This is a genomic window from Methanosarcina sp. 1.H.T.1A.1 (genome assembly GCF_000979295.1).
Taxonomy (GTDB): Archaea; Halobacteriota; Methanosarcinia; order Methanosarcinales; family Methanosarcinaceae; genus Methanosarcina.
Genome location: NZ_JJQY01000056.1, coordinates 3,090 through 24,144, shown reverse-complemented (window position 1 = coordinate 24,144; position 21,055 = coordinate 3,090). Strand labels below are relative to the sequence as shown.

9 protein-coding genes are annotated in these 21,055 nt (G+C 45.8%); 5 read left to right on the top strand and 4 right to left on the bottom strand.

Annotated features, from left to right (window positions below):
- Positions 1-966: 966 nt before the first annotated feature.
- The 3 genes from mtaC to EO95_RS06050 all read left to right on the top strand — a co-directional run bounded on the left by mtaC (position 967) and on the right by EO95_RS06050 (position 4,803).
- A complete protein-coding gene (mtaC, locus tag EO95_RS06060; RefSeq protein WP_082105948.1) occupies positions 967-1,749 on the top strand; it encodes a methanol--corrinoid protein MtaC in 783 nt (260 codons plus the stop codon).
- Between the two features lie 13 nt (positions 1,750-1,762).
- Positions 1,763-3,148: a methanol--corrinoid protein co-methyltransferase MtaB gene (gene mtaB, locus EO95_RS06055; RefSeq protein WP_048133187.1), complete on the top strand. Its 1,386-nt coding sequence runs from the start codon at positions 1,763-1,765 to the stop codon at positions 3,146-3,148.
- A 620-nt stretch (positions 3,149-3,768) separates the two neighbouring features.
- Positions 3,769-4,803, top strand: a complete 1,035-nt coding sequence (locus EO95_RS06050) for a uroporphyrinogen decarboxylase family protein (protein ID WP_048133185.1) — start codon at positions 3,769-3,771, stop codon at positions 4,801-4,803.
- Positions 4,804-5,171: 368 nt separating this feature from the next.
- Here the strand turns inward: EO95_RS06050 and mtaA are convergent, their stop codons facing one another.
- The gene (gene mtaA, locus EO95_RS06045; protein ID WP_048133183.1) at positions 5,172-6,191 is read right to left on the bottom strand and encodes a methylcobamide:CoM methyltransferase MtaA; all 1,020 of its coding nucleotides are present in this window, start codon (positions 6,189-6,191) and stop codon (positions 5,172-5,174) included.
- 583 nt (positions 6,192-6,774) lie between these two features.
- Here mtaA and EO95_RS06040 point away from each other — a divergent pair.
- Positions 6,775-7,299 carry an O-acetyl-ADP-ribose deacetylase gene (locus EO95_RS06040; protein ID WP_048133175.1) on the top strand — a complete coding sequence of 175 codons (525 nt, stop codon included), beginning with the start codon at positions 6,775-6,777 and terminating at the stop codon, positions 7,297-7,299.
- A 471-nt stretch (positions 7,300-7,770) separates the two neighbouring features.
- Complete coding sequence (locus EO95_RS06035) at positions 7,771-13,254, top strand: tetratricopeptide repeat protein (RefSeq protein ID WP_235282886.1); 5,484 nt, start codon at positions 7,771-7,773, stop codon at positions 13,252-13,254.
- Positions 13,255-13,725: 471 nt separating this feature from the next.
- Here EO95_RS06035 and leuS read toward each other — a convergent pair whose 3' ends face one another.
- From leuS to EO95_RS06020, 3 genes are all read right to left on the bottom strand, one after another.
- A complete protein-coding gene (gene leuS / locus EO95_RS06030; RefSeq protein ID WP_048133173.1) occupies positions 13,726-16,626 on the bottom strand; it encodes a leucine--tRNA ligase in 2,901 nt (966 codons plus the stop codon).
- Positions 16,627-16,957: 331 nt separating this feature from the next.
- On the bottom strand, positions 16,958-18,175 hold the full coding sequence (gene thrC, locus EO95_RS06025) for a threonine synthase (protein ID WP_048133171.1): 1,218 nt from the start codon (positions 18,173-18,175) through the stop codon (positions 16,958-16,960).
- A 597-nt stretch (positions 18,176-18,772) separates the two neighbouring features.
- Positions 18,773-19,084 carry a DUF1622 domain-containing protein gene (locus EO95_RS06020; RefSeq protein WP_048133197.1) on the bottom strand — a complete coding sequence of 104 codons (312 nt, stop codon included), beginning with the start codon at positions 19,082-19,084 and terminating at the stop codon, positions 18,773-18,775.
- Between the last annotated feature and the right edge of the window lie 1,971 nt (positions 19,085-21,055).

Below are 21,055 nucleotides of genomic sequence, written 5' to 3'. Positions count from 1 at the left end.
AGTTCATTTCGCGATAGATGTTGAAACATCTATCACCCAGAATTAACCGAACCGACAAATCCTCGTCAGACAGAAAAATAACTCCTGTCTCCATTAAAAGATGATAGAGATTTTGAATTTCAACCCACACATTTGAGCTGTGTGAGGGATTCATACAAGGCATTCCTTGTATATAAAGCTTTTCCCCACCTCGCATTTTTCAAAGCAGATCCGACGCAAAACGAAATTTTGCTTGAACCTACAAAGATTCTGCAGCTCCAATCATCAAAGATCGGTAGCGGGTGAGTCTCGCACAATTGCTGTGTGAGGGATTCATACAAGACGTTACTTGTATATAAAGCTTTTTGTCCAGCAATCCACTTGCATACAGATTTTATTGCAAAAGTAATTTTGCCATAAATCTACAAGTTCATTGCCGCCTGATCTCTCCTGATCAGGGAAACTCCTAAACGCAGTACGTGGATAAATACTTTTTGGTTATTTTATCAAATAATCAGTTAAGAGGATTCAAACGGGCCCTGAAAAAAACAGAAAATGAAATAGCATACAGTACAGCATACAAGAAATGTATCTGCTCCGCATCATCTCTTAAGATGCGGGTACTACTGTGTACGCATTAAGTGCACAAATTAGTATTTTCTAGAGAGAAATCCAACCCCATAAACGGAAAAACAGAGTACAAAGGAATGGGGAATACCTGTTTTCAGTCTTAGAACTTTAAACTTGCTCAGTGAATATTATATATATAAAACCACAATTAAATAAAGGGGAGTTAGAAGTCCTTTTAATAAATTAGGAAGAAATTGGGGATTTATACCTATTTAGATCACGTTTGGCTGTTTTTATTGAAAACGGGGGAATTAATAAACACTTGAACATATATAGGATCTTTGTAGGGACTGTTTAGTTTTAACCCGGCTTTCGTCCTGTAAACAACAAGGGATTGGTTGCTCCTCAAATGCTAAAATGGAGGTTAGACATTTGATAGATATAGATCCCAGTGGTATTCTGGTTCGTTACAACGTACAACTTGAAAAGGAAATGACACCGGAAGATGCCGCAGAAGAGCTCTATCCAAAAGATTCAACGATTTACCCGATTGCAAAAGCTATCTTCGAAGGGGAAGAAGATGACGTTGTAGAGGGACTGAAAAAGGCCATTGCCGCCGGAAAGGACCCGATGGGCCTCATCAATGGAGCCTTAATGCCAGGAATGGGAGTTGTCTCCAGGCTCTACGATGAAGGAGTCATTTTCCTGCCAAACGTTATGATGTCCGCTGATGCCATGCTTGAGGGCATCGAATTCCTTAAGCAAAAGGTTGGCAAAGCCCCCGAAGTCAAAGGAAAAATCATCTGCCACGTCGCAGAAGGTGACGTCCACGACATCGGCAAGAACATTGTGGTTGCACTGCTAAGAGCAAACGGATACGATGTAATAGACCTTGGAAGAGATGTTCCTGTCGACGAAGTCCTGGACGCCGTGGAAAAAGAGAGCCCCCTGATGCTGACAGGTACAGCTCTCATGACCACAACCATGTATGCATTCAAAGAGATAAACGATAAGCTCATGGAGAAAGGCTACAGGGTTCCCTTTGCATGCGGAGGCGGGGCCGTGAACCAGGACTTCGTATCCCAGTATGAACTTGGCGTGTACGGTGAAGAAGCATCTGATGCCCCTAAAATGGCCGATTTCATCAAGGCACATGGGGACAATATCGTAAAGCTGAGGGAGAAATTCCATAAACACTGAGGAGGTGGAGTAGATGGCAGTAACAAGATTCACTAAAATGGCTTATGCAAAAGCGGATGACATGGTCTTCGGAAAAGCTGTCAAGCCCGTCAAAGCAGGACTGGGACTTGAAATCGGCGCCGGCTACACAACCCCTGAAGTGAACTATGCTCCCAGACCAGAAGCAGGTGCATCCAAGGAAAAGCTCGTAAAGGAATATGAGAGGATTACCACTGACATCATGGCAAGGATGGTCCAGATAGGAGCTCCCGCCGTGGTACTTGAAACCGAACACGTCCAGCAGATGTCCAACAACCCCTCCTGGGGAGCAGAAGTTGCCCATGCCCAGAAAACCATCATGGAAGACTACCATGATGAATATGGCATAAAGTGCGCTCTCCGCCACACCATCGGTGACATCCGTGAAGACCGTGACTACCTCAAGCTTAGAGGAGACAAGTACCCAGTCTTCCTTGAGGCTTTTGAACAGTGCGCCAAGTCCGGTGCTGATCTGCTTGCCGTTGAGTCAATGGGCGGTAAGGAAGTTTTCGACTATGCGATTCTCAGGAACGACATGGCAGGCATACTTTACGGCATAGGCGTTCTCGGCAGCATGGACATGGAGATGATCTGGCAAGACATTGCAGCAATTGCAAAGAAGACCGGAACTGTCGCAGCCGGAGACACGGACTGCGCCCAGGCAAACACTGCAATGTTCATTGCGGGCGGGCTGCTGGACAAGAACCTGGCCCACACAATTGCAATCATCGCAAGGTCGATTTCTGCAGCAAGGTCCCTCGTGGCCTATGAAGCAGGCGCAGTTGGCCCTGGAAAGGACTGCGGTTACGAAAACACCATCGTAAAGTCCGTTTCAGGTGTCCCGATAGCTCAGGAAGGTAAGACCTCAACCTGTGCCCACTCCGACCTGATGGGGAACCTGACCATGCAGTGCTGTGACCTCTGGTCCAACGAGTCCGTTGAATACCACGGCGAATTCGGCGGTACCACAGTTCAGTGCTGGTCAGAGACTCTTGCATACGACTGTTCTCTCATGAACGTCGCCCTCCAGTCTGGAAACGAAAAGGTCCTGAGAGACCTGTTTGTCGCCTCTGACAAGTACAGAGACCCACAGGGCTATGTGCTCGCCTATGACAACGCCTATAAAGTCGGGCAGGCAATTGCAAAGGACGGAAACGACATATACCTCCGTGCCAAGAATGCCGCTCTCGAATCCATCAAACTCGTCGAAGAAGGAGCAAAGGGAAAACTTACCCTCTCAAGGTTCGAAGCCAAGGCCCTTGCAGATGCAAAGGCAGCCTTTGAGGCACTCACAGATGACAAGGACAAGTTCATGAGCGACTGCCTGGACAAATACAAGACGGAAGTCAAAGTCTTCCTGCCGGAGAACTACGGCCTTTAACCGAGGCAGTTCTTCCAATTTTTATTTTTAAAAAATTTTTGGATTTACAGCATCAAAGAACTATACGAAGGGATGGGCAGAAAACTGAATAAAAACTTAAGAGCGATATAAATTTATACCAGACATTGTAATTGGTTACTCCCTTTCGCAGGCAAATATTCGTTAACATATTTATGAAGTTTACACAAAATCAACTACATTGATTCCGTAAACGGAGTTACACTGGAATACACATGTTGATTATATGTAATTCATTGATTTTAGCCCATGCATTTATTTTGTAAATGCCATAATATAAAATACAACAGTGCTTTTTTAACAATCACGTTTATAAAAAGAGCGAGATTGATAAGATCAATGCTATTCGTTTTTTTGGTGTCGGTTATTATATTTATCTTTACGCCAAATATTTAATTGTGAAAAGGTGAAGATCCGGATGCTCCCCTAATTTTCACGTCTCTATTTTTCCATATCCCTATTTTTCACATTTGCAAGCCAATCAATTGAATCAATTTGAGGTATGCAAAAAAGAAAGATGGGACTGACTATTTCGGGGAATTATTAACTGAATATTTCACGCAATCGTTGTTAGATCATAGAAATAACGGAGTTGAAAAGAAATGGTCAATGAGATGACATCAAAGGAAAGGGTCCTTGCAATGCTCGACAGGAAACCTGTTGATAGGATCCCGGTAATCTCCGGCGTTGCAATGCTTAAGGAGTACATTGAAAAGACTGGGGCAGTCTGGCCTGACTACCACTCCAACGCAGAGATGATGGTCAACATTGCAAGCTGTGCTCCTATGGAGACAGGTATTGATAACCTCGTCGTAGCCTTTGGCATGTTTGTTGAATCTGCTGCTACCGGGCTTGATGTGAAGATGGGGAGAGTTGACATTCACCCTTCAGTGAGAGGCATGTTTAAAAAACCGGAAGATGTGACATATGATAACTTCCTTGAAAACAAGTTTGTCAGGACCACAATAGATGCAATTAAACTTGCAAAGGAAAGATACCCTGATGTTGCTACCTATGCTCTCATCGAAGCTCCGATTACCCTTCTCGGAGACTTGATGGGGGCCGAAAATCTTGCCATGCTTAGTTACAGGTGCCTTCAGAAAGAAAAATTCATGGAGAAAATGCAGGACTGGCTTTCAGTGTCTCTTGAGATCAGCAAAATTTATGCTGAAGCCTGTGCTCAAGCTGGAGCTGACATTTTCTATTGTTCCGATGCATCAGCATCCCCGAACCTCCTGATGCCGGAGTTCTACTACAAAGTAGCAGGCCCATCAGAAAAGGAGCTTGGAGATTTCATCCACGAGAATGGATGCCCCTGGGAACTGCACATCTGCGGGAATACAACCTCGATTATTGAAGGTATGACCGCCACCGGAGCAGACAGCCTCAGTATCGATCAAACAGTAGATATGAGTGAAGCTACAAAGCTTGCACATGGCGTTCCTGTGGTTGGAAACGTGACCCCCCTCCTGATGGTCGATGGTACGGAAGAACAGATCATTGCAGAAGTAAGGAAGGCCCTGGACAGCGGAGCAAAAGCAAGTAAGCTCGGATGTGGAACTCCACCTCTCAGCACATCTGACAGGCTCAAGACCTGGGTAAAAGCTGCAGGTGACTGGTCAGCAGAGAACCTGTGAAGTTGCACCTCAAAAAATTCAGGAGTAAAATTAGAGATTTTTATTTGAACGCCCTGGATGCCTGATAAACCAGAACATCCAGATGGGTGCCTGGGAATTTCCGGCACCCCGGTTATTTCAAAACCTCATAATAATTTTTTAAGTATTTTCGTTTTTTCATAAAGTATACCACATCCGAAAAAACAGTACCTCAATAATTAAAATTAAAAAAGTAAAAAGCAGAAACTTGTTTAAAAATTGGAAGAAAAGATTTCCATTTTTCAGCATTTTCTTCAAGCGTACTTTTCTTCAAGCGTACTTTTCTTCAAGCGTACTTTTCTTCAAGCGTACTTTTCTTCAAGCATACTTTTCTTTAAGCATACTTTTCTTCAAGCGTAATATTCGTCTCTTGCTGCGACCATGGCTTTTATGTTCTCGAGAGGAGTCATGGGTGCAATTCCGCAACCAGGGGCAAGCACATCAACGCCATCTGCAAGAGCCTGTTTGGATTCGGTTTTTATTTTGTCAACCGGGCCAGGAAGCAAAGTGAACGGGCTTGAAATGTTTCCTACGAGCCTTGCTCTGGTTCCGATGATTTCCTTTGCCTTCTTTACGCTGCCGATTTTTTCTTCAACGCTGAGGCCTTCAAATCCGCAGTCTGCCATATAGTCCAGAATAGAGTTCACATTGCCGCAGATATGCAGGACTGTAACCGAGTTCACGCTGGCGGAGAACTTCTGCAGCCTTGGCTGGAGATACTGCTTGAAGGAGTCGGGGCTCATGAGGTCAGGAGAGGCGACAGGATCTGCAATGGCAATAATGTCTGCACCGGCTTCTACCATTGCATTTGCATAGATGATTGCGGCTTCGGTTGCGAGGTCCAGAGTCTGTTCGAAGAGTTCAATTTTTTTGATGGACCATTTCATGAAGGATTTTACACTTACAAGGTCGGAAGCGATTGTGATAGGACCTTCCATACCGCCAACGATTGGCACGTCAGGGCCTACTTTTTCCCTGATGATCTTGATTGCTTCAAGTACTGCTGGAATTCTGCCTTTCTGCAGGAGGTCTGCAGGGATTGCTGCGCCTTCGAGATCTTTGGGGTAGGGGTGACCGGTAACGGAGGGCTGCCTGTTCTTGGTACCCATATTGATCTCACAGCCCATGGCTTCGACCAGGACAGTAAGGCAATAGGGAACCCTTACAGCTTCAAGCCCGCTGAGCTCGTGGTTGGCGAGTGCCAGCTTTGCCATAAGCTCGGGGTCAGAGTGAGATTCCGGCCAGGGAGCTCCCACTTCATCCATTAATTCCACAATCCCCGTCTGGGTTACGGAACAAACAGGTACTTTGTCAACTTGCTTTCCTTCTAATGTGTTTAAAAGTCTCTCCTTAAGTGTCATGTTACTCATGGTTTATCTCCCCATTGAAATTATTCAGAGATTTACACCACTTGCTGTATATAACCAGGGTTAAGAAATTAGCAAGGGTTAAGAAATTAGCCAGAGTTAAGAAATATGTCTAAGAAATTTTCTGGCTCGGTTTATTTTAGTCACTGGTTTATTTTAGCTATTTATACATTTGATCTTTCAGATTGTAGGATCTTTTAGATCAAATTTTTAACAGGATTGCCCCGGTAACCCCCAGAGGCACATAAGAGTTTTAGAGTTTTTTAAGCGGGCAATTAAGCCTGCATGCCACCGAAATCCCCTTTTTCGGTTGACTAATATAATCTATGTTTTATGCTATATCATTGTTTGGGAGCTTACGAATCAAAAAACTTTGACCTTTAAGAAAAAAACCATCCTATATGTAATAAATCTATCATGGAAAAAGGGCGAGCAGGATAAGCCAGGCAAATAAACCAGTCAAATAAACCAGGCAAATAAACCAGTCAAATAAACCAGGAAAATAAGATAGATAAATCCCGAGCAAAATACCGGGAAAGCTCTGTAAAGAAGAATAAAAAGAAAAGAATCGAGTCAGGGATCGAGTATGAAACTAAATCCGGATAGAATAAGGATATTCGAAGGGGATATCGTGAAAATGAAAGTTGATGCCATTGTCAATGCTGCAAACAATACACTTCTCGGAGGCGGGGGAGTAGATGGGGCTATCCACAGGGCTGCAGGTCCCGCGCTACTGGAAGAGTGTAGAACCCTTAACGGCTGCCCCACAGGAGAAGCAAAAATTACATCAGGACACCTTCTGCCTGCAAAATATGTTATACATACTGTTGGCCCCGTATGGCAGGGTGGCAGAGGAGGAGAAGATGAACTTCTTGCTTCCTGCTACAGGAAGAGTCTTGAGCTTGCAAGAGAGCATAAAATAAAAACGATTGCATTTCCAGCCATAAGTACAGGAGCATACAGCTTTCCCTCCGAAAGAGCAGCCGGGATTGCAGTTTCTCAGGTAAGGAAGTTTCTTCAGAGAAATGAGCTGCCTGACATAGTTTTGCTTGTCTGCCATAATGAAGAAACCTGCAAAAGCATCAAAAAAGCCCTTGATGGGAATCTTTAAAATATAATTTAGATTTAGAATTCTTTTTATATCTTCTTATAATATCTCCTTTTATAATGTAAACCTTCTTCGAAGAGACAACTTAAACGCTTAATAAACAATTTACAAAAAGCAGATTTGGAAAGTTTTCTCCCACTCTCACTTATGGGAGATTGTTTATATAGTATGTTAGAAAAATAGGTTTGAAATAAAAATTAGAATGACAGCAAATTCCGGATTTTAAAATATTATGTAATGCAAATTTACAGGTATTTTAATTATATCAGTATTCAAAGTATATCAGTATTCAAAGCATATCAGTATTCAAAGTATATCAGAATTTCAACACTTATCAGCGTACATTTATCAATGCAAGTTTAATCAAATGAAAATTTATCGACATACATTCACTGGCGAAATTTATAGATATACAAACAGCCGGAAAAGAAAAGATCCGCACTAAAAGAAAAGATTAACTTACATAATACTCAGATGAACCTGCAGGATTATACCGAGAAAAGAGGGACAGGAGGAATAGTTATCATTCACGATGAAGCCTTTCAGAGAGGCCTTGACCTGGTTAAACGCAAAAGGTACGAGAAAGCCATTAACACATTCAATAAAATTCTGGACAAAAACCCAAGCCATAAGGGAGCCCTTTTCAACAGAGGGCTTGCTCTCCTCGAAACTGAAAAAACTCAGGAAGCCCTCAACTCATTTAATGAAGTCCTGCAGCTTGAACCTGGAAACTCCGAAGCCCTCTACAGAAAAGGAACCTCTCTTGCCATTCTTGAGAGATTTGAAGAAGCGCTTGAAGCCTATGAAAGTGCACTTGAAATTTCCCCGGATACCCCTGAAACCTGGTATATGAGGGGGCTTGCTTTTGCCGAAATAGAAAGGACTGAAGCTTCAATCCTCTGCTTTGAAAAAGCCCTTGAACTTAAGCCTGAGTATACAGACGCCTGGTGTGCAATGGGGACAGTAGCCGGAAAAGCAGACAGGTATGAAGAAGCCCTGGGAAATTTTGGGCGTGCGCTTGAAATAAACCCCAGAAATTCAGAAGCCTGCTATGCAAAGGGCCTGATTCTTGCAAAGCTTGAAAAATACGAAAATGCACTCGAATGCTTTGATTCCCTTATCCGGGAAAACCCAAAAGATACGAATGCCCTTGAACAGAAATGCCTTGTCCTTGCAAAGCTCGGGAAAAAAGAAGAAGCTCTGCAGTCCCTTGAGGATTTTTTAAAGAAGTTTCCTGCAAGTGAAGCTGTCCTTTACCATAAAGCTCTCCTTTTAAACGAACTTTCGAGGTACGAGGACGCAGAAAAAACCTTTTCAAAAGTATTGAAGCTCAACCCCGGACACAGAGAAGCCTGGTTCAGGAAAGGTTTCGCTCTTGTGCAACTGCTCAGGCTTAATGAAGCCATTGAGGCTTTTGAAGAAGCCATCCGGCTGGATCCTGCGTATTTTGAAGCCTGGAATTATAAGTGCCTTGCACTCATGAAACTTGAGGCATACGAAGAAGCCCTCGAAACCTTTGATTCCGTGCTTGAAACCTATCCTGATATGAAGGAAATCTGGTACAACAGGGCACTTGCTCTTTTGAAACTGCAGAACTTTGCGGAAGCGGCCCGGTCCTTTGCCCGTGTTACGGAACTTGACCCCACCAATACGGATGCATGGTTCCAGCAGGGGCGCCTGCTTGTCAGAGCAGGAAAATATGAAGAAGCTCTTGAAACCCTTGACAGCCTGCTTGAACATGACCCTGATTTTATCGAAGCCCAGAAGTTCAGGGGCTCAGTGCTTGTAGGGCTCGGACGCTTCGAAGGAGCTCTGGAGTCCCTTACAAAAAGCCTTGAAAAGGAACCGCAAAACTACAACATGTGGCTTCAAAAAGGACTCATTCTCCTCGACAGCGGGAAATTCGAGCCTGCCCTGAAAGCTCTTGAAAATGCCGCAGACCTGAAACCTGAAGACGAAATCTGCTGGATGAACAAGGGTTTTGCCCTCTATTCTCTGGAACGTTATGAAGAAGCCCTTGAAGCCTTTAAGGAAGGCTTGCGGCTGAACCCCTATCTTGAGAAGGGCTGGAACAAGAAAGGAATAGTGCTCGGAAAGCTAGGAAAACCCAAAGAAGCCCTTGAAGCTTTCGAAGAAGCAATAAAACTCAGGCCGGACTTTGAGGATGCCTGGAAAAATAAAGGACTCTTGTTTTTTGCCTCAGAAGAGTACGAAAAAGCCGAAGAAGCCTTTGCCGAAGTCCTTAAAACAAACCCTGAAGATATCGATTCTCTTTACAACAGGGGCATATCCCTGCTCAGGCTGGGAAGAAAAGAAGCGGCCCTCGAATACCTTGAAAAAGTCGTTTCCCTCAGTCCCGATTATCCTGACCTTTCCTACAGCATTGGGGTTGCATTGATGGAACTGGGGAAACAGGAAAAAGCCCTGGAAACCTTTGAAAAGCTTGCTGCAAAGAATCCGGATGATATGGAAATCCAGTGCAGGACAGGAAAACTTGCAATGGAGCTCGGGAAGCATGAAACTGCCCTGCAGGCATTCGAAAAGGTACTGGATGAAAAACCCGAATCAAGAGAAGCCTGGTACAGGAAAGGGCTTGCCCTGCTGAAACTGGAACGCTTTGAAGATGCTGTAAAAGCCTTTGCCGAAGTAATTACAAGGGACGCCGATTATGAAGACGCCGGAACCCTCAAGGGCTTTTCCCAGATGAAGCTCGGAAAATGCCTCCCTGCCCTGGAAACCTTTGAAAGCGTACTTGAGAGAAGACCTGACGCGGGCATGACCTGGTACTACAGCGGCCTGACCCTTTACAGGCTGCACAGGCAGGAAGAGGCAGCCAGGGCTTTTGAATCGGCTGTCCGCCTTAATCCGGAGCTGCATGACGCCTTTGAATACAGGGCAAGCTGTCTCTTTGAAACCGGGCAGTATGAAACTGCTCTCGAAGCTTTTGAGGCCGTGCTGGAAAAAGACCCTGAAAACCTTTCAGCCCTGTACAACAAAGCGATTTGCTTCCTTGAACTGAAGAGGTATAAAGAAGCTACTGAAGCCCTCTCAAACCTGCTTGAACTTGACCCTGACAGGGAAGAGACGAAGTTAAAGCTCGAAGAAGCAAAGTTCAAGCTCGAAGAGGCAAAGTTAAAGCTAGGGATTGAGCATTTCGAACTCGGCCAATACAACGAAGCTCTTACCCTTTTTGAAGAAATTTCTCAGAAAAACGATTCCGTACTTTACTGGAAAGGGCTTGTGTTTATCCGGCAGGAAGCTTATGAAAAGGCACTTGAAGTCTTTTCAAGGCTCACTGAGCAGGATTCGCAGTTTGCAGAAGGCTGGTACTTCATCGGGCTGTCCTGTTCAAAACTCGGGAAACATGAAGAAGCTTCCGGAGCCTTCAAAAAAGTCCTTGAAATCGACCCGGCATTCCGGGATATACACGAGATATACTACCATCTGGCCCTTTCCTGCTTTGAACTCGGGAACTTTGAAGATGCCCTGACAGCCTTTGAGACAGCCCTTAAAACAGCTCCTGAAAATTCGGACAAAAACCCGGACAAAGTCCGGAATATTATGTATAAAAAGAGCCTCTCCCTGCTCAGGCTTGGAAGATATGAAGAAGCTGAACCGGGCTTTAAGGAAGTTCTCGTCAGGGACCCGGCAAATGCTGAAGCCCTTGCACACCTGAGCACTGCCTGTTTCAAGCAGGGCCATTATGAAGAAGCCCTGGATCTCTTTGAAAGGGTACTCATTCAGACTCCGGGAAGAAAAACTATCCTTTTCAGAAAGGGGCTTGCCTTAAAAGCCCTTGGAAAAAAACAGGAGGCTCTGGCTGCCTTTGACCTTGTCCTTAAACTGAAGCCTGCCTGCACATACGCCCTCGACCAGAGAGGATACACTCTTTTCGAACTTGAAAAATATGAAGAAGCAGCTGAAGCCTTTAAAGCTGCGCTGGAGTACTGCCCGAAAAAGGCATATCTGCAATATCTAAGGGCTATTTCCATTTTCAGGCTTGGAAACTTCAAAGAAGCCCCACAGGAATTTGAAAAAGCCCTTGACCTCGGGTGCCGGAAGCCTGACATTCCCTATTATACAGGGCTTTCCTGCTTTGCAACAGGAGAGTATGCAGGAGCTGTAAAAGCCTTTGATATTGTCCTCAAGACAGGAGTACGGGACCCGGAAATCCTGCAAAAGAGGGCTCTTGCTCTTTTCAAACTCGGGAAGTCAGAAGAAGCCGTATCTGCAGTAAACGCCCTTCTTGAAATTTCCGCTGAAAACCTGACCGGAGAAGGTAGGGGAGAGACAAACGCCAGAGACACAGGAGAAAACCCTCAGGTCTATCATGAGCTCCTTGAAAAATTTGCATCCGCCCTGATAGAACTTGGGAAACCTGAAGAAGCCCTGCTGCCCCTTGAGAAGCTTGCAAGAGGCGGATTAGCTTCAAAAGAGGCCCTTTACAGCAGAGGGATAACGCTTCTGGAACTCGGAAGGCAGGAAGAAGCCTTTGAGGTCTTTTCTGAGATACTTGAGGCTTACCCGGACTTTAAGAGGGCGTGGTACGGGAAAGGACTTGTGCTGTTTTCACAGGAGCATTATGAAAAAGCCCTTGAAGCCTTTGAACAGGCTGTGCTTGAAAGCCAGGAAAATGGGCCGAAAATAAATGATCCGGAATCAGAAGACGCCTGGACCAAAATAGGGCTTGCCCAGCTCAAAACCGAAAGATATGAGGATGCCTATGAGACCTTTGAAAAGGTCCTTGAGAAAAAGCCGATGGCTGCAGACGTGTGGTACTTAAGCGGGCTTGTCATGAGAGGGCTTGACCAGAACGAGGAAGCCGTGGAAGCTTTTGAAAAGGCCCTGGAGCTCAACCCTGACATTACAGCTGCCCTTGAGCAGAAAGGACTTGCCCTTCTTGCACTGTGCAGGTACGAAGAAGCCCGGAACGCCTTTAGTTTAGCCCTTGTCCGGAACCCTGGAAACGCGGATATCCTTTACAGCCGTGCAGTAGCCAGTTTCAAGCTCCTTAACTTCGAAGAAGCTGCAGGAGACTTTGAAAGGGTGCTCCTCTTTGCCCCTGATTTTCCGGACTACACCGAAGCCTGCTACAGGCTCGGGATTGCCAGCATCGAACTTCAGGACTACGAAAAAGCCCTGCAGGCCCTTGATCAGGTCCTTGAACGCGAGCCCGAGCACAGGGAAGCACTCTCTAACATGGCTCTTGTGCTCTTCAACCTTGAGGAGTATGAAGAAGCTGCCGAGACCTTTGAACTGCTGCTCAAAACGTCCCCTGAAGACCCTGAAAGCCTGAACTACCTCGGGCTCTGCCTCCTTGAACTTGATAACCCGAAAGAAGCCCTGAAAGCCTTCGAAAAAGCTGCCCTTTTCAACCCGAAAAATGAAGAAGCCCTTTATAACGCAGCTACGACCCTTATTAAGTTAAACAGGACTCAGGAGTCCCTCGGGTACTTTGACCGCATCCTTGAGATCTCTCCTGAGAACTACGATGCCATGAACTACAAAGGAATTGCCTTCTGTATGCTTGAAAAGTACAGGGAAGCCCTGAGGTCCTTTGACGATGTGCTTGGGAAAGACCCGGATAATATCAAGGCAATCTATAACGTGGGAGTAGTCTGCTTCAAACAGAAACTCTACGAGACCGCAGCCAGGGCTTTTAAGGAAGCCCTTGCCATCAACCCCTGGCACGAGCAGTCCCTCAGGCATCTCGGCCTCTCTCTAGCAAAAACCGGAGATTATGAAGAAGCCCTGAAAGCCTTCGAAAAGCTGCTCAGGATAGACCCCCAGGACGTCCAGTCCATGAACTACAGAGGAGTTATCCTCGGAAAGATGGAAAGATACGGGGAAGCCATAAAGGCTTTTGACGAGATCCTGCATGTCTACCCGGACATGGCGGATGCGAGGAAAAAACTTGAGGTATTAAAGTCCCTTGAAAATGAAGAGAGATCCTATTAATTCTCGTAAAGGAGAGGATCCCTTCTAAGGAGGGATCTTTTCCGAACCTTTTTTTAAAACAGTAGAAGGTGCCCACGCCAGCTTGTCTGGCGGTCCGTCAAAAGAGAAGAAATCAGAAAATAGATACTTGAAAAAGCAATAAAAAACAATAAAAATAGACATGGAACCCCCCTACTTCTTATGTAACTTTTACTTTTGGGCTTTTCTTTTTTCATTGTAAGACCGCTCTCCTGCGTCGAGCGGGACAAGAACGACTTAAAACAGCGAATGCGGTTGTAGAGGTCAGAAAGATCTGTAATTTAGCCCTTTTGAGCGCAGTGAAACTCCCAGGAAATCTTCGAGTTCCTGTGATCCCGAATCGCAACTCGGGTGAAAAAGCAAATAAAAAAAAGAAGTACCGGGCTGTTGCATTTGCCCGGATACCATTTTTTTAGTTTAAATCTAAATTCTTCTTATTCTTCCTTTATCTTCTTATTCTTCCTGCTTTGCCTCAATGTAAATCGCAGGCCTGAAAGGTTCTGCAAACCTGGACTTCTTCTGCGGGTCATACTCCGGAGAATCTGCGCTGTAGATTTCAACAGGGCAGCCGAGTTCTTTTTCCAGGAAGGAGGCTGATTCTTTCAGAAGGGCCTGTTCATCAAGGCCGAGGTAAGCAAAGGTCTCGTAGCGTTCTGCACCGCCGCTCTTGAACTCGGGCACTAATTTCTGCACGAACTTCGGGATCTCCTTGCCAAAACGCTTCAGGTCAGGGTTTGCCATCAGGGTTTTGATCAGAGTACCTACTTCCAGAGGGGCTTCAATCTGCAGTTCGCAGGCACACTTTATTGCTGCGGCTTTCCAGGCAGGAGAGGTGTAGAGGTAGACCTTCTGAGGAGTTATCTTTGTAACCCTCAGGATCTCTTCAATATCGTCAAGGGTACTCTTTACAGCCTCTTCCGCAAGTTCGGCTCCTTCGTCTATAAGGTCTTCATTGTAGAGCGGGTACTGGGCAAGGGAGATTGAGTCTTCGTGCCCCATGGCTTCCCAGATCTCTTCACAGAGGTGAGGAGTGAAAGGAGCCATAAGCTTGACCCAGTTGTCCAGCACGTAGTAAAGCAGGTTTTCCCCGCCTCTCCTCTGGTACCACCTGATATCGTTAAGGAGCAGGAAGAAGGAGTTCTGGATGGCCTCCCGCGTCTGGATGGAGTCAAGGGCAGTGTTTGTTCCCCTGATATAGTTCTGCATCCTTGAAAGCATCCAGCGGTCGATCTGCTTTAGCTCGGTGCTCAGATTTGCCCGTTTTCCATTCTCGATTACATCCTTTGCAAAGGAATAGAACCTGTCCACCTGCCTGCGGGCGGACTCTATTCCCGTATTCTGCCAGTCGGCGTCCTGGGTCTGTTCGGCTGATGAGAGGATATACATCCTTGTTATGTCTGCCCCGTAAGCGCTGACCGCGCTTTCCAGGGTAAGGATGGGACCTTTGGACTTGCTCATCTTCTGCCCTTCAAGGGAGACAAAACCGTTTACTGCAAGAGCTCTTGGCCATTTATCTTCCTCAAAAAGGGCTACGTGATGGAAGAGGAAGAAGAGCAGGTGGTTAGGGACAAGGTCCTTTCCGGAAGAACGCAGGTCAACCGGATACCAGTAGTTGAAATCACTGCGGATTTCGTCAATGAGTCCGGAGGCAAGGCCTGTTTCTGCTGAAACCGCTGAAACGTCGCCTTTTCCGAGCAGGACATAATCAAAGAAGGAAAGGGTAAGCTGCTCAAGGGCAAGGTCGCCTCTCTCGATGAACCTGGCAATTATATAATAGCTCATGTAGATTGTCGAATCCCCAAGAGACTCTATTAGCCATTCCTTATCAAAGGGAAGGCGGGTCCCAAGCCCTTTCCTGCGGGCACATGCCTTATCCTTGAGCCAGTCTACCTTGTTTTCGAACTCTACCCTGTATTCCTCGGGAATAATCCGCATCTGGCTGAGGCATTTGTAAACCTTTGCTTTCCATTCGGGGTCTGAATAGTTAAGGAACCACTGGCCTTTGACCATGTTCACAACACAGGGAGTACCGCAGCGGCAGACCACGGGTTCACTGAATTCATAGAAGGATTCTCCTGCATTTGAGGCAATGAAATCCCTGGTAAGTATGTCTTTGACCTTGGAGACCGGGTAGCCTGTATATTTCCCTGTGAGCTCCTTAAGGACTCCACCGTGGAACTCTCTCCTGTACACGATCTTTGTGGCTTCTTCGGCTTTCGGGTCTTTCTGGTTTGCAATTCCCATACTTTCTACGATCTCTTTTGCAGGGAATTCCCCGAATTCTGGCACCTTGATAAGGGAAATCAGTTCGATTTTTTTGAGGTCCTCGGTAATCCCGTACTCGCTCAGGTCTGCATCATAAAGGTCACGCAGGGCAAGATAGTCAAAAGGTGCATGTGCAGGCACGCTCATTACTATTCCGCTTCCGTTTTCGGGCCTTACGAAGGATGCAGGAAGAGAGATGACTTCATCTCCGGTTATCGGGTTTGTGAGTTTTATCCCTATGACGGATTTTGCAGGCACGTCCTCGATGTATTCCACGGTCCTGTCCGTAAAGGTCAGTTTTCTGAAAGCTTCCTTGCTGACAACCCAGAACTCTTCGTTTCCGTCTTTTTCGACTCTGGCCTTTACGTAATCCACTTTGGGGTTGACCCAGAGGTTTGTCACTCCATAGGTGGTTTCCGGCCGGAGGGTAGCACAGGGGAGGACCAGATCTTTGTACCTGAATTTTATCAGGGTGTATTCCACAATTGTGGCTTCTTCCCCATGCAGGATATCATGGTCTTCTACAGGGTTGTTGTCGTTCGGGCACCATTTCACGGGGTGGGAGCCTTTCCCGATCAGACCCTTTTCTTCAAGCCGGACATACTGCCATTCAATGAACTTTTTGTAGGTCGGGTCAGTTGTTGTGAATTTGCGCCTCCAGTCAATGGAGTACCCGATCATGCGCATGGCTTTCTCGGCTTCCTGCTTGAAATAGTCAACGATTTTTTCAGGGGTATCGAGGGTCGGCAGGATATCTCCGGGAATCCCGTGGAGGCGTTCGTAAACGTCCATGGTCTGAGGGTCCCGGCTTGCAATCAGCTCAGCAAGCCCCACAATGGGTGTGCCTGTTACGTGAAAGCCCATCGGGTAAAGCACATTGTATCCGAGCATCCTTTTGTACCTTGCCACGACGTCCCCTATAGTAAAAGTCCGGGTGTGCCCTGCATGCAGGTTCCCGTTCAGGTAAGGGTAAGGAATTGTTATGAAATACTTTTCCCGCTTATCTGGCTCAGGCTGGAAAATCCGGCTCTCATTCCATTTTTTCTGCCATTTATTTTCGATCTCATGAGGTTTATAATCCTGCTCCATTCGTGTTCACGCCCACCGATGAGTATGATAAAAGAATCTGAAGAAATCCCGGGGATATGAATAATAATCCTGAGGATATGAATAATAACAGTAAAGCAGTTTCAAGAAGCCAATTTGCGGCCTCAAGAATCCTGAATTGATTAAAGGATACCGGAACCCGCTTATGTCAATCACCCGACATAAATAGATCAACTGTTTGCGGTTCCGGCACGTAAATATTTATCTTCCGACTTCTCTTTAATCGAATTCGCAAATCAAACTATCTGAGAATCAAATTCGCAAATCAAATTATCTGAGAATCGAATTTGCAAATCAGATCTGTTTTCCGGTTTTATTTCGCCTTTCCGAAGATTGCTTCCCGGATGGCATCGATATTTGCATCCACTAAAGTAGGTTCCTCGCAGATATCGATCACGGTCTGAGGGTCTTTAAGGAGATGCCCCGTAGTAATGCATACAACGGTTTCGTCTCTGCCAATGACACCCATATCAACAAGTTTCTTAAGCCCTGCTACAGAGGCTGCACTTGCAGGTTCGACGCCTATGCCTTCAAGCCTTGCGAGGTCCTTCTGGGCTGCAAGGATTTCTTCATCATTAACAGACTCTGCAGTCCCGTGGGAGTCCCGGATTGCGCTGAGGGCTTTTGTAGCGTTTACAGGGTTTCCAATCCTGATTGCAGTTGCAACTGTCTCAGGGTGCTCTTCCGGAGTGATTGCAGGAGCCCCGCTTTTGATGGCTTTTACGATGGGGCAGGAACCTTCAGCCTGGATTCCGGTCATTTTCGGGAGAGAATCGGTTATTCCAAGTATTTTGAACTCCCTGAAACCCTTATATATTGCAGTAATATTTCCTGCGTTTCCTACGGGCAGGACAATTCTGTCAGGCACTTTGAAGCCGAGCTGGTCTGCAATCTCAAAGCCGATGGTTTTCTGGCCTTCAAGCCTGTACGGGTTGATGGAGTTTAACAGGTAGATCTTTTCCTGGGAACAGAGCGTGCGCACAAGAGCAAGGGCATCGTCAAAGTTTCCACGGATGCTGAGGACCTTTGCTCCGTGCATGAGGGCTTGGGCTACTTTACCAAGGGCTACTTTCCCTGCAGGGAGCAGCACTATAACAGGGATTCCTGCTTTTGCCCCGTAGATTGCAAGAGATGCGGAGGTGTTTCCTGTAGATGCGCAGGCAACGGTCTTCATCCCGAGCTCAAGCGCTTTCGTAACTCCAACAGTCATGCCCCTGTCCTTGAAGGAACCGGTTGGGTTCATGCCCTCGTGTTTTACGTAGAGTTCTTTAATCCCTATCTTTTCGGCCAGGCGGTCGCATTTGTATAAAGGAGTCCCGCCTTCCCTGATGGTCACAGGCTCCCTTTCGATCGGGAGGAGTTTTGCGTACTTCCAGACCGAAGGGCATTCGGTCTTCAGTTTTTCCATGTCAAGTTTAATTGAGGAATAGTCATAAATAACATCAAGCAGCCCGTTACATTTGCTGCAGGTATAGATTACTTCATCTTTGGAATACTCTGCACCGCATTCGATACATTTCAGATGATACATTAAATTGCTCCTGTGTCTGATTATTTAGAATTATTCGGATACCGGGTTTCAAGTAGTACCCAATTTCATGCTAGTATTTATTACACGATTTCATGTTATTACATGATTTCATGATATTACACGATTTCATGATATTACACGATTTCATGATATTACACGATTTCATGATATTACACGATTTCATGTTATTACACGATTTCATGTTATTACACGATTTCATGTTAGTTTATTAATACAACCCGGAGTTCGGGTCAGCATAATCTTGATTTCGGATTAGTATAATATTAGAGTTTAATAATATTTTGTATCCTTAACACTTTACTTGCTTTTAAATTATACTATTTTTAAAATTGTACTGTATTCGGGCTTTATAATAGCTCCGTAACAGCAGTCTTATAAAGCATACTCGTCCCCACGATAATTCATCAACCCCGGAAGGTACTGAAGAGGACTTATATATCTATATTTATATTTATAGTTATATTTATATTTGATTTTTTAGGAAGAATTCGGGACCGAAAAGACAGAGAAAATAAGGGGTGTTAAAAGATGAAGGAAGTTCAGGCATCTTGCAGGATCAGGTTTTTCAACTCTGTTTCAATCCAGCCGGTATTCCGAAACTTCCTTGCTGAGGAAATAGCCAAGGACCGTCCTTATCAACACAACCGTACCCAGCAGAAGCAGTTCTTCCTGCGAGGGGTTCCTTACGGTTTCAAGGATGTCTGCTGCAATGAAAAACTCAAGCCCGAAGACAATTTTGTTTGTCAGCTCTTTTCTTACCTGCTGGTAGCTATAAGGTCTCTTCAAAACTTCAAGCAGGATAATCTCTGAAATTGCCCTGAGCCCGCCGTAGATAATGAGAAGAGAGCCCACAATATTGAACAGAGCAGAGAATGCGTCCAGAAACAAACCTTCAAAATATTCAAACGTCCTTTTACCACCCCTTAAAAGCCGGATATTGAAATCCGACAAAAAGCTCCCAAATAACGTTTATAACATTTCCTTTCCCCAGGATAAATATTCTTCCTGCATCTGTCTTTCAAATAAGATTTCAGGCCTCAATTCTATTACAGGGAATATTTTCAAGTGGTGAAGAACTTCTTACTTCTATTTTGCGGAAGCACAGCTATGAAACATGAGTAGAAACATGAGTATATAGAAGAGCTCCAGGAAAACAAAATCTGAAGCTCAATAATCAGAAACCCAATAAATAGGTACAAAAAAGCAAAGGTCCGGAAGAATAGCGCTATTTCCGAGCCCTTCCGGGCCGAATTATCGGATCAGGTTCGGGGCAACCAGTTCTTCCGGACAGACTTATTTTTTGAGTAGTTTACTCCTGCGAGATTTCACTTCTTTTCCGGTTTTTCCGAAAGCAGAGCCTTAATTTCTCCATGCTCTATGCCGTATGTTTTGACAGCTTTCGGGGCTCCGAGAAGGAGTTTTCGGATCCTGTTGTAGACGCTCGGGAATTTCTGGGAGTCGAGGTCTCCAAGGAGGTCTGCCAGGATCTTTACCAGTGGGATATGATACTTTGATTCCATCTGGTCTATGTTTGCAAAGGCGTTGAGCATATTGACGGTGCTGAATTCGTTTACAGAAGCCAGCTTTTTCAGGATTTCTGCAAAGAGAGCCCTGCCTTCTTCGGTCTGGAGGGACTTTTTGCGGTTGCGAGCAAAGCTTCCGTAAAGGGCACGCTGGTCGTTTGTCTGTTCGATCCTGAAGGCAGGTGACCTTTCCATTTCCCTGACCAGTTCGACTGCATCAATACTGCTGTTATTTCCTATTACTGCAAGGAAGGTTTCCCAGGCAACAAGGTTCTGCTTTGATTCCGCTTCAAAGGCCCTGAGGACTTCAATCTTGTCCGGAGCCGAACTGTTAAGGTACGCGGCAAATGCGCTCAACCTGTCTGTTGCACAGGCTGCGGTCTCAAACTGCTGTTTTATCAGGGCATGGATATCAGGGGTATCGAGGGTTGCAAGGACTCCGAGACAGACATTTTTAGCCTGCCTGCCCTTGATCACCCTTGCTGTTTCTTCAAGAGAAGCGTCCCGTGCAACCGAAGTATTCTCAAAGAAGTGGTAGGAAGAAATAAGGGAGTTCCTGTATTTCCAGGCAACCGCTTGCAGAAGTGTTTTCTTTACGTCAAAAAGAGCCTGATAGTGGTGGGCAAACTCCTCATCTTCTACGGACTCAAAAATGGCCAGGAACTGTCCTCCTGCCCTTTCGAGAAGCTGCCGGTCATTAAAGAGCCTGTAGTAGAGTTCGATGAAGTCTTCAGAGGGGGCTGCACCCGGAACTTTAAGGAGCCTAAGCTTTTCCCTGTCCACAAGGGTATAGAAGGCGGTAAACCTGCCTGTGATGTCGCTGTCCTTCCGGACCTGCAGCAGGAGCTCTTCCTGGCTTGCCCTGTAAACAAGTTTTCCATAGAAGGAAGACTCCCTGTTCAGGGAAAGGAAAGAAGGCATGTCCACGTTTTCAACCGTAATTTCTGCAGTTTCCCCACTTATTCTTTCCAGGACTTCGGCAAGGTCATTCCCATTTTCGTCCACAAGGGCTGCCTTGAAGGGGAACTCCCAGGGCTTTCCTCCGGCAGGGACCTGCTGTTTTAGGAAGAAGGTAAACTTCCGGGAAGGCAGGTCATATTCGGCTGAGACCTCGACTACAGGGAACTTTGTCTGCTTCAGCCAGGTTTCGGCCATTTCCTTTAAAGGCTGCCCGCTTTCTTCTTCCATGGCTTCGATCCAGTCCTGCGTGGCCGCGTTTGAGTGACTGAACTTTTTGAAGTAGCGGTCCAGGCCCCGGACAAAAGTGTCCTTGCCTATGAGAGTCTCGACCTGTCTCTTATACACATCTGACGCTGCCGACGAATAGAGAGGTGTA